At 61.9% G+C, this 13,897-nt stretch carries 10 protein-coding genes and 1 tRNA gene; 8 read left to right on the top strand and 3 right to left on the bottom strand.

Features of this window, described 5'->3' with window-relative positions; genetic code table 11:
* The first annotated feature begins 132 nt into the window (after positions 1 to 132).
* From J2Y63_RS04535 to J2Y63_RS04545, 3 genes are all read left to right on the top strand, one after another.
* Positions 133 to 1,254, top strand: coding sequence for a Gfo/Idh/MocA family protein (locus J2Y63_RS04535; protein WP_435265136.1), 1,122 nt, complete (start codon positions 133 to 135; stop codon positions 1,252 to 1,254).
* A 97-nt stretch (positions 1,255 to 1,351) separates the two neighbouring features.
* On the top strand, positions 1,352 to 4,702 hold the full coding sequence (locus J2Y63_RS04540; protein ID WP_435265137.1) for a caspase family protein: 3,351 nt from the start codon (positions 1,352 to 1,354) through the stop codon (positions 4,700 to 4,702).
* Between the two features lie 125 nt (positions 4,703 to 4,827).
* Positions 4,828 to 5,760 (top strand): MerR family transcriptional regulator, encoded by a 933-nt coding sequence (locus J2Y63_RS04545; RefSeq protein ID WP_435265138.1) that lies wholly within the window; start codon positions 4,828 to 4,830, stop codon positions 5,758 to 5,760.
* Between the two features lie 85 nt (positions 5,761 to 5,845).
* Here J2Y63_RS04545 and J2Y63_RS04550 read toward each other — a convergent pair whose 3' ends face one another.
* The gene (locus J2Y63_RS04550) at positions 5,846 to 6,958 is read right to left on the bottom strand and encodes a calcium-binding protein (protein ID WP_435265139.1); all 1,113 of its coding nucleotides are present in this window, start codon (positions 6,956 to 6,958) and stop codon (positions 5,846 to 5,848) included.
* 258 nt (positions 6,959 to 7,216) lie between these two features.
* Between J2Y63_RS04550 and J2Y63_RS04555 the strand changes: the two genes are divergently transcribed.
* The 5 genes from J2Y63_RS04555 (at position 7,217) to J2Y63_RS04575 (ending at position 10,684) form a co-directional block, all read left to right on the top strand.
* Positions 7,217 to 7,306, top strand: a tRNA-Ser gene (locus J2Y63_RS04555).
* Positions 7,307 to 7,581: 275 nt separating this feature from the next.
* Positions 7,582 to 7,905, top strand: a complete 324-nt coding sequence (locus J2Y63_RS04560; RefSeq protein ID WP_435265140.1) for a hypothetical protein — start codon at positions 7,582 to 7,584, stop codon at positions 7,903 to 7,905.
* Between the two features lie 74 nt (positions 7,906 to 7,979).
* Positions 7,980 to 8,390 (top strand): hypothetical protein, encoded by a 411-nt coding sequence (locus tag J2Y63_RS04565; RefSeq protein WP_435265141.1) that lies wholly within the window; start codon positions 7,980 to 7,982, stop codon positions 8,388 to 8,390.
* A gap of 185 nt (positions 8,391 to 8,575) precedes the next feature.
* Entirely contained in the window at positions 8,576 to 8,908 is a 333-nt protein-coding gene (locus J2Y63_RS04570) for a hypothetical protein (protein WP_435265142.1), read from the top strand.
* Positions 8,909 to 9,628: 720 nt separating this feature from the next.
* Positions 9,629 to 10,684 (top strand): porin, encoded by a 1,056-nt coding sequence (locus J2Y63_RS04575; protein WP_256118762.1) that lies wholly within the window; start codon positions 9,629 to 9,631, stop codon positions 10,682 to 10,684.
* Between the two features lie 150 nt (positions 10,685 to 10,834).
* On the opposite strand, the gene J2Y63_RS04580 is transcribed toward J2Y63_RS04575, so the two are convergent.
* Complete coding sequence (locus tag J2Y63_RS04580) at positions 10,835 to 11,707, bottom strand: alpha/beta fold hydrolase (protein ID WP_435265143.1); 873 nt, start codon at positions 11,705 to 11,707, stop codon at positions 10,835 to 10,837.
* Between the two features lie 105 nt (positions 11,708 to 11,812).
* Positions 11,813 to 13,882: a transglycosylase SLT domain-containing protein gene (locus J2Y63_RS04585; protein WP_435265144.1), complete on the bottom strand. Its 2,070-nt coding sequence runs from the start codon at positions 13,880 to 13,882 to the stop codon at positions 11,813 to 11,815.
* Positions 13,883 to 13,897: the final 15 nt, after the last annotated feature.

The following is a 13,897-nucleotide window of genomic DNA, read 5'->3' on the forward strand; positions in this document are numbered from 1 at the left end:
GATCTGTCTCCTCAGGCGGCCATTCTGCTACGAATGAAATAAATATTCCATATTCTCGGAAAAGATAGTTTTCGTTCCAAATCTTTCCGGCTAAACATAGTGTCAAACGATATAGCGGATGGAGGAGACGTCATGAAGGCCCTCGGTATAGGACTGATCGGTACGGGTTACATGGGCAAGTGCCATGCGCTCGCCTGGAACAATGTCAGCACGGTCTTCGGCGATGTCGACCGGCCGCGCCTCGTGCACCTCGCCGAAGCCAATGCCGATCTTGCGGCAAGCCGTGCCCGCGAATTCGGCTTTGCCAAATCGACCGCCAACTGGCGCGACCTGCTGGCCGATCCGGAGGTTGACGTGATCTCCGTCACGACGCCGAACCAGTTCCACGCCGACATGGCGATCGCGGCACTGGAAGCGGGAAAACATGTCTGGTGCGAAAAGCCGATGGCGCCGGCCTTTGCCGATGCCGAGCGCATGCTCGCCGCCCAGCGCTCCTCCGGCAAGGTTGCCGTCATGGGCTACAATTACATCCAGAACCCGGTGATGCGGCACATCCGCTCCCTGCTGGACGAGGGCGTCATCGGCACGGTGAACCATGTGCGCGTCGAGATGGACGAGGACTTCATGGCCGATCCGGAAGCCGCCTTCTACTGGAAGAGCGAGGCGTCCTCCGGCTATGGCGCGCTCGACGATTTCGCCGTGCACCCGCTCTCGCTGCTGTGGAGCCTGTTCGGCCATGTCGAGGCGGTGATCGCGTCGCTGGCAAAACCCTATGCCGACCGCCCGCTGAAGGACGGCGGCCGCCGCGCGGTCGAGAACCACGATATCGCCAGCGTCCTGATGCGCCTTCCCGGCGGCATTTCCGGCGTGCTGATGGCCAACCGCTCCGCCTGGGGCCGCAAGGGCCGCATCGCGCTGCAGGTCTATGGCTCGAAGGGCACGATCCTTTTCGACCAGGAGCGCATGAACGAATTCCAACTCTACACGACCGAGGGCAGGGCGAGCGAGCAGGGCTTTTCCACAGTCCTGACGGCGCCGCACCACAAGCCCTATGACCGGTTCATTCCAGCCCCCGGACACGGCCTCGGCTTCAACGACCTGAAAGTCATCGAATGCCGCGAACTGATCGCTGCGATTGCGGGCATGGCGTCGCATTCCATCGATTTCAACCATGGCCTGCGCATCGAGAAATCCGTGCACGCCATGGCACAATCTTTCCGCGAGGCCCGCTGGGTGGAAATTGCCACAGAATGAATTTCTGGCGACCGGGCCAAAAAAATCCGGTCGCCTCCTCATTGAAACGGCGAGGGCCATACGTAATACTCTCGGCAATAATGCCGGAGGGATGGGCATGTTAAAGCAAATGCAGAGACGCTGGGCGCCGGTCCTCTTCGTCTCGATTGCTGTCGTCGTGTTCAATGTGGGCGCCGCAGAGGCGAAACGCGTTGCACTGCTGATAGGCAATCAGAAATACGAAGAGACGGCTCAGCTCAACAACCCCGCGAACGATGTGGAGCTTATGCGCGCCTCGTTCGAGGCAGCGGGTTTCGATTCCGTCAAGACTGTGCTCGATCTCGACCGCGGCGCCATGGTGAAGGCGCTGCGCGAGTTTGAGGATGAGTCTGCCGATGCGGATATGGCAGTGGTCTATTATTCCGGCCATGCCATGGAGATGAACGGGGTCAACTACCTCATCCCCGTCGATGCGGCGCTGAAGAGCGACCGTGACGTCGAGGACGAGAGCGTGGCGATCGATCGCGTGCAGCGCTCGCTCGAAGGCGCCAAGAAGCTGAAGCTCTTCATCCTCGATGCTTGCCGCAACAATCCGTTCTCGCAGTCGATGACGCGTTCGATCGGCACCCGTGCCGTGACCCGCGGCCTCGCCCGCGTCGAACCCGAATCGGCCGATACGCTGATCGCCTTCGCCTCGAAGGCGGGCACGGTGGCGCTCGATGGCGAGGGCAAGAACAGCCCGTTTGCCACGGCACTCTCGAAATATCTGACGGAGCCCGGCCTCGACGTGCGCATCGCGCTCGGCAAGGTGCGCGACGAGGTGGTGGAAGCCACAAATCGCGAGCAGGAGCCCTTCGTCTACGGCTCCCTCGGTGGCGCGCAGATCTTCCTGAACATCAAGGAAGTCAACATCAACGTCACCAACAGCGGCAACACGCAGGAGGTCTCGCCGAACGGCCAGTCCGAAGCGGCTGCCGACTGGCAGAACATCCGCGACCTCGCCGACGAGGACCTGATCGCCGCCTTCATCGCGAAGCACGGCAAGGATCCGGTCTACAAGATGCTGGCGGAAAAGAAGCTCGCCAGCCTCCAGGAGGCGACGCAGAACGACGGCCAGGATGCCGCGAGCATAGCCTGGGACGCTCTGAAGGAATCGACCGATGCGGCCGCGCTCCAGCGCTTCATCGAGCGTTATCCCGACAGCACGCATCGCAGCAGCGCCGAACAGCTGATTGCCGCCCTTGAGCCGAAGAAGGGCCTCAGCGTCGAGCTCTCCACCTCCAAGGAGACGCCGGCCTCGCGGGATTGCTTCCTGCTCGCCGGCGAACCGCAGTCGCTTCCGGGCTTCATGGGGGTCAACTTCCTGAAGATCGACGCCAAACGGGCGCTTTCCGCCTGCGCGCAGGCCGTCAACGAGAACCCGTCCGACGGCATGCTGGTCAACCTGCTCGGCCGCGCGCACGATTCCGACCGCAACTATGTCGAAGCCCGTCGCAATTACGAAAAGGCGATCGACCTCGGCAACATGTATGCGCTCACCAACCTTGCCTGGTTCTCGGTCTACGGCACGGATGGCCCGATCGACGTGCCGAAGGGCCTGTCGATGTTCGAGAAGGCCTCGATCGCCGGCAACTCCTACGCCCAGGCATCGCTCGGCTGGCTCTACCGCGAAGGTTATGGCGGCACGCGCCAGGACTATAACGAAGCGGTGAAGTGGTATCAGCAGTCGGCCAACCAGGGTTATGCCAATGCCATGGCGACCATGGGCTGGTTCTACCGCGAGGGCCTCGGCGTCTCGCAGGACTACGTTCAGTCGCTGACCTGGTATCGCAAGGCAGCAGACGCCGGCGACGCCAACGCCATGTCCTCGCTCGGCTGGGCCTACCAGAACGGCCTCGGCACGGCGCAGGACTATGCGGAAGCGAAGGTCTGGTACGAGAAGGCCGCCAATATCGGCGATTCCTACTCGATGGCCTCGCTCGCCTGGCTCTATGACGTCGGCAACGGCGTGAAGCAGGACTATGTCGAAGCCCGCTACTGGTACGAAAAGGCCGCAAACGCCGGCAGCGCCTACGCCATGGGCAACCTGTCGCGCCTCTACGACCAGGGTCTCGGCACGCCGGCAGACGCCAAGGAAGCCGTCCGTTGGGCAGCCGGCAGCGTCGAAAGCGGCGATCAGGCCAAGCTGAAGGAGCTCAAGGAAACCCCCGGCAACTTCACCGTCGCCTTCCGCAAGGAAATGCAGAACCTTCTGAGGGAACGCGGTTATTACAGCGGTTCTTCCGATGGCGAATTCGGCGCGGCAACGCTCGCCGCGATCGACAAGCTGGCCGCCGGCCGCAACGACAGCGCGTCGCTGTCGTCGACGACGACCACCACCACCGACAACAGCCAGTCGACGGTCACGCTCTCCGGTTCGGATGCCGACCAGTGCTACGAACTTGCCGGCGAACCGAACCTGCGCCCGGGCTTCCTCGGAAAGCTCTTCGCGCAGATCGACTATGGCCGCGCGATCCCGGTCTGCGAAGCGGCGCTCAATGCCAATCCGTCGGACAACTCGATCCGCAACATGCTGGGCCGTGCCCACGACGCCGCAAAGAACTTCTCCAAGGCGCGTGAGCACTACCAGAAGGCAGCCGACGAGGGGAACCTCTACGCCCTAACCAACCTTGCCTGGTATTCGATCTACGGCACGGATGGCCCGGTCGACATGGCAAAGGGCACCCGCATGTTCGAGCAGGCCTCGAACGCCGGCAACCCCTATGCCCAGGCCTCCCTCGGCTGGCTCTACCGCGAAGGCTATAACGGCACGCGCAAGGACTATGACGAGGCCATCAAGTGGTATCGCAAGGGCGCCGAACAGGGTTATGCCAATGCGCAGGCCACGATGGGCTGGTTCTACCGTGAAGGCCTTGGCACGACGCGCGACTATACCGTCTCGCTCGACTGGTACATGAAGGGCGCGGAAGGCGGCGACGTCAATGCGATGTCCTCCGTCGGCTATGCCTACCAGTCCGGCCTCGGCGTCGCGGTGGACTATGTCGAAGCCCGCAAGTGGTACGAGAAGGCAGCCGGCTTCAACGACTACTATTCGATGGCCTCGATCGGCTGGCTCTACGACGTCGGCAACGGCGTGACGCAGGACTATGCCCAGGCCCGCGACTGGTACGAGAAGGCCGCAAACGGTGGCAACACCTACGCCATGGGCAACCTCTCGCGTCTCTTCGACCACGGTCTCGGCACGCGCGCCAACGCCAAGGAAGCCGCCCGCTGGGCCGCTGCCAGCGTCGAAGGCGGCGACCAGGGCAAGCTCCAGGAGCTCAAGGGTTCTCCGGCAAACTTCACGCCGCAGTTCCGCAAGGAGTTCCAGTCGATCCTCAAGCAGCGCGGCTACTACAACGGCCCGATCGACGGCGATTTCGGCGCATCGACGCAGAACGCCATCGACCGTCTCGCCGCCCGCACCTGACACGGATCAGCATCCGCAAGAAACCGCCAGCGACCACCGTCGCTGGCGGTTTTCGTTTGGCCGGCGAAAATCCGCGCGAATCGGTCCTTGACCCTCCACCGGGTGGAGGCCGTAGTGGGGATGCCATGGGAGCGAAGTTTTACACGATCGGCGAATTGGCGCGGCTTTCGGGGCAATCCGTCCGACGCATCCGCTATTATTCCGACAAGGGCCTGCTGCCGAGCGACCGCTCGGCGGGAAACTACCGCATCTACAGCGAGACGGATGCGGCGAGACTGGACCTCATCCGCGCGCTGCGCGAGGCGGGCGTCGGCCTTGCCGCTATCGGCAAGCTGATCGGCCGCCGGCTGAGTCTTGCCGAGGTATTGCAGGCCCGGCTTGCGATTCTCGAAACGGAAATAGCGGCAAGGCGCCGGATGGCCGCCGTGCTGCGTGCAACGCTTCGCCTCCCGAACCCTGCCGATGCTGACCTGAGGAGGTTTTGGACGATGGCAAACCGAAGCAACAAAGACATGCATGCCCTCGTCGAACGTTTCGTCGAACGGATCGCCGAAGGGGCCGCGATGGACGAAGACTGGCGCCACCGGATGATCGAGACGAGCGTTCCCGACCTGCCGGACGACCCCACGCCGGACCAGATCGCCGCTTGGACGGAACTCGCCGACATGCTGGAGGACGAGGATTTCGCCCGCGAGCTCAAGACGGAGATGGCCGCCTTCTGGACCGGCGCCTTCGACCCGGCCGCCTACCGCGACGCCGCGCTGAGAACCTATGAGGCCGCCCAGGCGGCCATCGCGAAAGGGATATCGCCGCAAGCGGCGGAAGCACAGGTCATCGCCGCTCCCTGGCTCGACGATTCGGCGCGTGCGATGGGCCGCGAGCCGGATCGCACCTTCCTCGATTGGCAGTTCGCCCAATACGAAAAACAATCCAGCCGCATGGGCCGCTACCGCCAGCTGCTGGCGATTCTGCGTGGGGAGGATGATTCGGTCGAACCGGACAGGATCTGGACCTGGCTGAACGATGCGCTGCGCGCCTTGCCGGTGCCGCTAAAGTAAGGCCCTGAAATGAGAAATGCCGCACGCGTTGCTGGCGCGTGCGGCATGACAAGCTCGGGAGCGCCCCCTGTGCCGGGGGCGGAGCTTAGAGCAGGAAGTCGTTCGAATAGTAGCGCGTCAGGCCCGCGTCAATCTCGAAATCCGCCCGGCCATCGCCATTGACGTCGCCGGAGATGATCGTGCCGGAGTAGCGCAATTCGCCCGACGTGCCGGAAAACGCGTCCTTGCCGATGAAGGTGAAGGAGTTGTTGCCGCTTCTGTCGGTCCTGGCGTCGATGTCACGCAGGTCGATCACGTCGTCCTGGCTGTCCGGCTTGAAGTCGTCGATGACGTCGCGCTGCGAGCCGACCTTGCTGTCGGAGGTGCGCAGGAAGCGGAACGTATCGGCGCCGGAGCCGCCAACGAGAAAGTCGTTGCCGCTGTCACCGACCAGCAGGTCGTTGCCGGAACCGCCGACCAGGTCATCATTGCCCGAGCCGCCGTAGAGACGGTCGTTGCCGCTGTCGCCATAGAGGTCGTCATTGCCGCTGTCGCCGTAGATGACGTCCTTGCCGGCACCGCCATAGAGCCGGTCATTGCCGCCAAGGCCTTCGAGCTGGTCGTTGCCGTTGCCGCCGCGCAGAATGTTGTTGCCGCCGGTGCCGATCAGCGTGTCGTTAGAGTTGGTGCCGGTCGCATTCTCGATGCTCCGGAGCTCCTCGTTGCGGCCGCTGACGGCGCGGGCAAAACCCTCATCGAGGTCGACATAGATGCCGCGGCCTTCTTCGCTGCTCGAATCCTGCAGCGAATAGTTGACCGTGTCGGTGCCGGAGCCGCCATTGAACGAATTGCGGTAGCCGACGGAATAGAAGGTGTCGTTGCCGGCGTCGCCCTTGTAGTCGCTGGCGAGCGTCTTCACTTCGAACCGGTCATTGCCATCGCCGCCGCTGACGACGTCATATTCACCGCTCGCCTTGGCCGCGCCGCTGTGTTTGTAGATGTCGTTGCCGGAGCCGAGGAAGATGTCGTTGCCGCCTTCGAAGCTGTTGCGCACCAGGTCGTCGCCGCTGCCGGCTTCCACATAGTTGAGGCCGCCACGGCTGTCGGTCCGATTCAGAACAATCTCGTCATCGCCGCCATAGGTGTAGATTTCAACCTCGGTGCGCGAGTTCTGGACGACGTAATCATCGCCGTTCGTGCCCTTATATACAAACGCCATGTCCTCGTTCCTTTCTCATTCATCTGCTGTTGTCCGACTTTTAGCGCCGGCAAGCTGAACCGCTCTTGAACAAAGTGGGGAGACAGAAGGCATTTTCGAGGCCGCCGGGGGAAAATTTGTGAGGGTGAGGGCCGGTCATGCCGATTCCAAGCCGTTCCGGCCCGCGGGAAGCCGCCATATGTATAAAGCGCCCGATTGCGTGAAAAATCGAAAAAGCTCTTGATCCGTGAGGGCTTTGGCCCTATCAGGACCGCGAGCGGAGAGGTGGCCGAGTGGTCGAAGGCGCTCCCCTGCTAAGGGAGTATACCGGAAACGGTATCGAGGGTTCGAATCCCTTCTTCTCCGCCAGTCATTCTCCTTAGCGTATGGATTTTGCTATCTGATTACGGATGGCTAAGGCGCTTCCCAACTTCATATACCTGTTGTTCGCATTTGCATGGCTAGCGCCGCCGCGCAGGCCTGTGTTTCCTCGTTCTGGTCGAATTTCCGCCACACAGCGCCTGATTCGTTTCGGGCTATGCGCCGCTGCCTTTACCCCGTCCCAAATTGTCCATTCGAAGCAGAATAGATTGGTTGGCCAGAACGTGCCGTCTCTAATGCTACTCACCTATATGGAGACAGGCATGAGAGAAATTGTCGTCCGAGTCTATAAAGCCGGTGGCGGTGGCCACGAGCTGCTGGCCGTTATACCCCTTAATGGCGCGAATCTTCTCGGACAGGACGGCCGCCACGCCAGCGATAGCGAACTGATCGCGATGACGATGAAAGAGCTTCGCAATCAAGGGCGCTTCTCAGACGCCGAGATCGAGGCCTTCGGGTATAGGGTAGATCGTCCGCGATATCCCGCCGCGCCAGAAGTCATTCCTGAGCCTCCTCAGGACACGACGATGTCTCCGGAATCGCCTCAAGTCATTGCCCGCCCGAGCATAACCGGCTTCAGCACTTAACGGCAAACGCTTCCATTTCCATTATCCTAATCCTTCGGTGGTTGGATCTCGACAACGAGGATAGGGGATTTGATATGATCATCATCGTTGTGGACCGTAGCACCAGCAACTACGCGATCGAAAACCAACTTGAAGCGCAGCTCCGCACCGCTTCAAGTTTAGACTCCATCGACATTTATGCGGCCGACAGGCACGTTGCGGACAAAGCGGCGGGCTATATCAAAGCCTGCAAGTACAAAGACGGCACAATTCGCACCATTCGCTACGCAGGCCCCCCGTCGCCGGAGCAGGTCGCAGCCGCCGCACTTTTGAGCGTCCCCTCTACAAAGCCCGGATCCGCCGCTGGCCTCACGGACACTCTTTCGGGAGCCAGCCAGCCTGCTCAGCTCCAAGCGCACGCGTACGCCCAGGGAAGCAATATCTTTATCGCGCCTGGGCAAGAGCGACACTTGCCTCATGAGGCGTGGCATGTGGTCCAACAGTGATAGGGTAGAGTTGCAGCCAACTATGCGTTTCCAATCGGTGCGCCCGTCTTCCAAGTTGCACCGGTAGTGCCTGGGATCGCCGCCACACCTTAAAAGACCGCGTTAAAAAGTCCGGCGCCATTCGAATACATCGGTGAGATCGGCCGTGTCCCTACAACGATGGTAAGCCGGGGGCGAGCGAGCACATGAACGACTGGACTTTGTTCTTCATCGGGCTCGCCATCCTGCTTGCGTTCTCTTTCACGCTCAACACGTTCTTTCTGGGGGCGTTCATCGCCGGCATGAAGCGCTATCTGCTGGGGCGCATCATCGGCGGAACGATAAAGGATACGAGGATCGACCACGAGGCCACCCACCGCACGCTCGGCCTGTTCGGGCTTCAGACGCGCAACGGCGGGCCAGGCGACGAGGAAGTCCACCGTTTGACCCCTAAGCGCTGGCAGGAGGTTCTGACATGGATTTGCTATATCGGCATGGGCGTGGGCTTCGCCATTATGATTTATTCCAGGGCTCGGTAACCAAACGGCAGGCGCCGCGGCTGACAATTGTGTGTCCGGTGGCAAGCATTGTCCTTCGCGACAAAGTCGCTGGCCAAAATCAAGAATAGAGAATCCTTCATTCTATGGGATGACGATCACCTGCCCGCCGACGATGGCGCTGCGGACGGTGGGCGTTGTCAGCGTTATATATAAGGAAGAGCGGGAGGCTGCTTGCTGCTGAGGTGGTCGGTTTCTTCATGTGCGCTGAAGACCCTTTGATCGCCGACTCAAAATTCCGTTGCGTGAATCACCCGAATCGACCGCGAAAACCACCGCTACCGATTCCTGCTTTCGGTCATGCCGGTCTAACTGTGATAAACAAGCGGACGCGGGAAAATGCGTCTCCGCCACCTCAAAGCGCGGCCTTTGCCCTTATTTCGCCCGGTCTAAGGCAGGGTTATACAGCCGGCGAGCTAGGCTAAGTGCCCGCTTCATAAGGATTTTTGTTAAGGATCCATAAACTTTTAGCGATCCGGTCCGCCATTTTGTGTCCTTTGCGCAACAGCGCGTGGCGAAGGCTGACACAAACCCCGCCTCCTTTCAGTTTGGAGATTGCTTACGGAAGCGCGTCTTGTATTTTCAGGTTCGGAAGCAGGGGCGGTTGATCGTCCGCTTCCTGAACTTGGGGATGGGGCAGGGAACGCTGTCCTTCAGCAAAAAACCCAGACCCGTTTGAAACTTTTTGACTGGAGGTCAGAAATGAACATCAAGAGCCTTCTTATCGGCTCCGCTGCTGCACTCGCAGCAGTATCCGGCGCCCAGGCTGCCGACGCTATCGTTGCTGCCGAGCCGGAGCCGATGGAATACGTTCGCGTTTGCGACGCATTCGGCACGGGTTACTTCTACATCCCGGGTACCGAAACCTGCCTGCAGATCAGCGGCTACGTCCGTTTCCAGGTAGACTTCGCTGAAGATTCGGCTGGCCCGAACGGCGACGACTGGGGCTACCGCGCTCGTACCCGTGGTTACCTCTCGCTTGACGCCAAGAGCGACACCGAGCTCGGCACGCTGACCGGTCACATCGACCTTCAGGCTGACTCCCACCAGGACGTCTTCCTTGACGGCGCATGGATCCAGCTCGGCGGCTTCAAGGCTGGTTACTTCTACACGGAATGGGATAAGGGCATCAACGGCGAGACCGACGTTCTCGACGGCACGATCTTCAACATCATCGGCGGCGACACGCTGCTGAATGCTGTATCCTACAAGTACGAAGGCGGCGCTTTCGCTGCTACCGTTGCTCTCGAATCCTTCAGCAACGCCAAGAACGGCTTTGTTGAATTCGAAGACGGCCTCGGCATCTCGGGTGTTGTCACCGGTTCGTTCGGCGCCGTAAGCGCTGACTTGCTCGGTTCGTACGACTTCGACGCTGAAAACGGCGCCATCCGCGGCCTCGTTTCCGCTGACGTCGGTCCGGGCACCCTGCAGGCTGCTGCTGTCTGGTCTTCGGGCGCAAGCCGTTACTGGGATGCTTCCGAGTGGTCGGTTGCTGCATCGTACAAGGCTAACCTCTCTGAAAAGCTGGCAATCACCCCCGGCTTCCAGTACTGGGGCACGCTTGATTACGACGCCTCCGGCGACTACCGCGGTAGCCGCGACGCTTGGCGCGCTGGCCTGACGCTCGACTACACGATCGTCACGGACCTGACCACCAAGATCAGCCTCCAGTACACGGATGTTGACAACGGCGTTGGCAACAAGGGCGCCGGTGGCGACCAGTGGTCGGGCTTCGTCCGTCTGCAGCGTTCGTTCTAATCTGATCTGACTTCTGTCAGTGATGGGAGACCCGGCTTTCGAGCCGGGTCTTTTTCGTTTTCGGCATGGTATCGGCTGGACGCGCACGACCTTTTCCAGCGTTAGCTGGCGGTGCACGATGAGACTTGGAATTACAGTCTTGTTGACCCGTCAGAATCCGGCGAGGAACGCGTGGACCGATGGGAAGACGGCGGCGTAGTGCAGGTGAGGGGCGTGGCCCTGACCCGGTGCGACCACGGTTTTGACCGTTTCGGCCTGAGCGGCCATCCGGGCGAGCGACTGTTCGGTGAAGAGACGGGAATGTTCCCCGCGCACGACAAGCAGCGGCTTTTTCGCCAGAAGCTCGAATTGCGGCCAGAGCGTCGGCAGGGGTTTTGAGAAATCGATGGCCTGCAACTGGTCCGTCAACTTCGGATCATAGTCGGGAACGAGCCGGCCTTCCTTTTCCGCGTAGATCGCCTCTGCCATGTCGCGCCAATCGGCGGGGGAAAGGGCAGAGAAAGACGCGCCATGGATATCGCGGAGCAGGTCGGCGGCTGCATCAAGATTCTCCAGAACGGAGCGCCCGGAGAGATAGTCGCGAATTTCCCTGAGACCGTCCGCCTCGATTTCCGGGCCGATATCGTTGAGAACAGCACCGGCAATGAGGTCCGGCTTCACCGCGGCCATGATATGCAGGATCAGCCCGCCGCGTGACGTGCCTGCGAAAAGGCAGTGCTCCAGGCCGAGCGCTGTGCAGACGGTGATGACATCCCGGCATTCGATGGCGACATTGTAGTTTGCAGCGGTCTCGTCATAGCCGGAAAGGCCGCGGCCGCGATAGTCGAGCGCGATCACCCGGCGGGGTGCGACGGGATCCTGCGAGACGAGCAGAGCAAGCTGGTGGAAATCCCGCACGTTGCGGCTGAGGCCGGGCAGGCAGACGAGCGGCACGCGCCGGGTCTCTGCTTTTGCCGCGTAGTCGCGCGCATGAAGCATCAATCCGTCTTCAGCTGGGAAGAAACGGCTTTCGAATTCATTCATGTAGCTGCATCCGCCTGACCGAGGGGGAAGGTGTCCTGCCGGACATCCGAGAAGGCTAGCCTAGAGGGACCGCTTGCCGAGGGCAAGACGCGGCCCGCCGCTCGCTTACCGGCCGACGCTCAGGTCGTGCACGATATCGGCCTTCTGGCCGAGCCGGGTCTTGTAGACCTGGTAATTCTCCATGACCCGCTGCACATAGCCGCGTGTTTCGGAGAAGGGGATGCGCTCGATCCAGTCGACGACCTCGTCGATCGGCTTTCCGCGTGGGTCGCCATAACGTGCGATCCACTGCGGCACGCGGCGCGGGCCGGCATTGTAGGCGATGAAGGTGAGCACATAGGAGCCGCCGAAATCGCTAATCTGCTCGCCGAGATAATGGGCGCCGAGCGTCGCGTTATAGGCGGCGTCCGTCGTCAGCCGCTCCTTGGAATAGGCCAGACCATAACGTTTCGCTACACCCTGCGCGGTGCCGGGCATCAGTTGTAGGAGGCCCTGCGCATTGGCGGGCGAGACGGCGGCCGGGTTGAAGGCGCTTTCCTGGCGCGCGATCGCATAGGCGAGCGCCTTGCCGGAGCCTGAAATGTTGGCGCCGTCCGGAATGACGCCAATCGGAAAGGCGAGTGCGGCGACATCGATGCCGCGCCCGAAGGCAATCTTGCCGATCTGCAGGGAAAGCTGGTGGTTGCTGCCCTTTTCCGCCTGTGCCGCCAGAAGCGCGAGCTCGCCCGGGCTCATCAACTCGCCGGCCAGCGCGCGATAAAGGCTTTCGCCGCGCCATCCGTGGCCGGCCGCCTGCAAGCGGGCAATCGCCTGCACGGCTTCGCGCTGCTGGAAACGCGTGCGCTCTTCCGTGGTCGGCGTCGGATAGGCGACGTTCAGCGCCGTGCGGCCGAGCCTTGCGCCGGCGAGCTGGCCATAGAAGGTGCCGGGAAAATTCGCCGCCTTGGCAAAATAGTCCTTCGCCTCGGCCGGGTTGCCCTTTTCCGCCGCCCGTCCCAGCCAGTACCAGGCACGCGATACGGAAAGCGGGCGATCCGAGGCTTGCAGGATGCGCTGGAAATGGCTCGCGGCGGTCTTCGCATCACCGAGATCGCGCAGCGCATACCAGCCGGCGTGGAATTCCGCCTCGACGATGTCCGTCGGATCGTCCGCCCCGTGGCGTGCGGCGACACGGTAGGCATCCTTGTAGTCGCCCAGATCGGCAAGGCCGCGGCTGACGATACGCTGCTCGTTCCACCAGGCGCCGGGATTGATCAGGCGCGCCGGGTCCTCCGGCATGGCGGCGAAGAGTTTTGCCGCCGCGCGATATTCTTCCTGGTTGCGCAGGTGCCGAATGCGCAGGAACGTATAGGCCGGGTCCTTCTGCCAGCCGGCATCGACGGCCTTGATCAGCGTGCCGGCCGTTTTGTTCTTGCGGATGACGGCCGCCCAGGCGCGATAGAGCGATTGAGCCTTGCCGAGATCGCCAAAGCGCTGCGCTTGGTCGGTGCGGTCGCGATAGAGCAGCATTTCCATGCGCATCTTGTGGTCGGTGGCGGTCAGCAGCGTGCCGAATTCTTCGAGCGCCTTGCTTTCCAGCTCCTTGGAAAGCGGCTCCTTCTGCCAGAAGGACCGCAGGATGTCCGCGGCGCGCGCCGCATCACCCGTCGCGACGAGCGCGCGGCAGAGCACGAGGGCGCCTTCCGGCGTTTCCGGCCGCGTCGTGCCGAAGGCGGCGAGCACATCGGCGCTCGCCGGATTTTCGCGGGCAAGCGCGCGCTCGGAATTGGCGCGCAGCGCCTTCAGCCCCGGCCAGCCCTTCAATTCGCGCTGGGCGTTGGCGATTTCCCAGGAGGGCACGCCGCGCTGGCCGGAGACAGCGATCGCCCACGTCAGGATATGCCGGTCGAGACTGTCGGAGGAAAGGCGGTTGCGTGCAACGATGGCGGCGGCCGCATCGCGGTTAGAAAGCGCGTCGAGCCCTTCGCGCAATTCCGCGCTCACCGCCTGCACGCTGTCGGCGCGCGGAATGGCGTTGGTGATGATGTCCTTCGACGGCATGTCGGCGGCAAAGCCGAGCGGCTTTATCGACGAGGTCGTGGTGTTGTCCGCCTCGACGGGCGAGGAGCGCAGCGCAAGGCCTGTTACTCCGGCAAGAAGCAAGGCGCAAAGGGCAAAACTGTTTCTCGAGATCATGTCACATCCCGGATG

The sequence above is a fragment of the Shinella sp. BE166 genome (assembly GCF_051201095.1).
Lineage (GTDB): Bacteria > Pseudomonadota > Alphaproteobacteria > Rhizobiales > Rhizobiaceae > Shinella > Shinella lacus.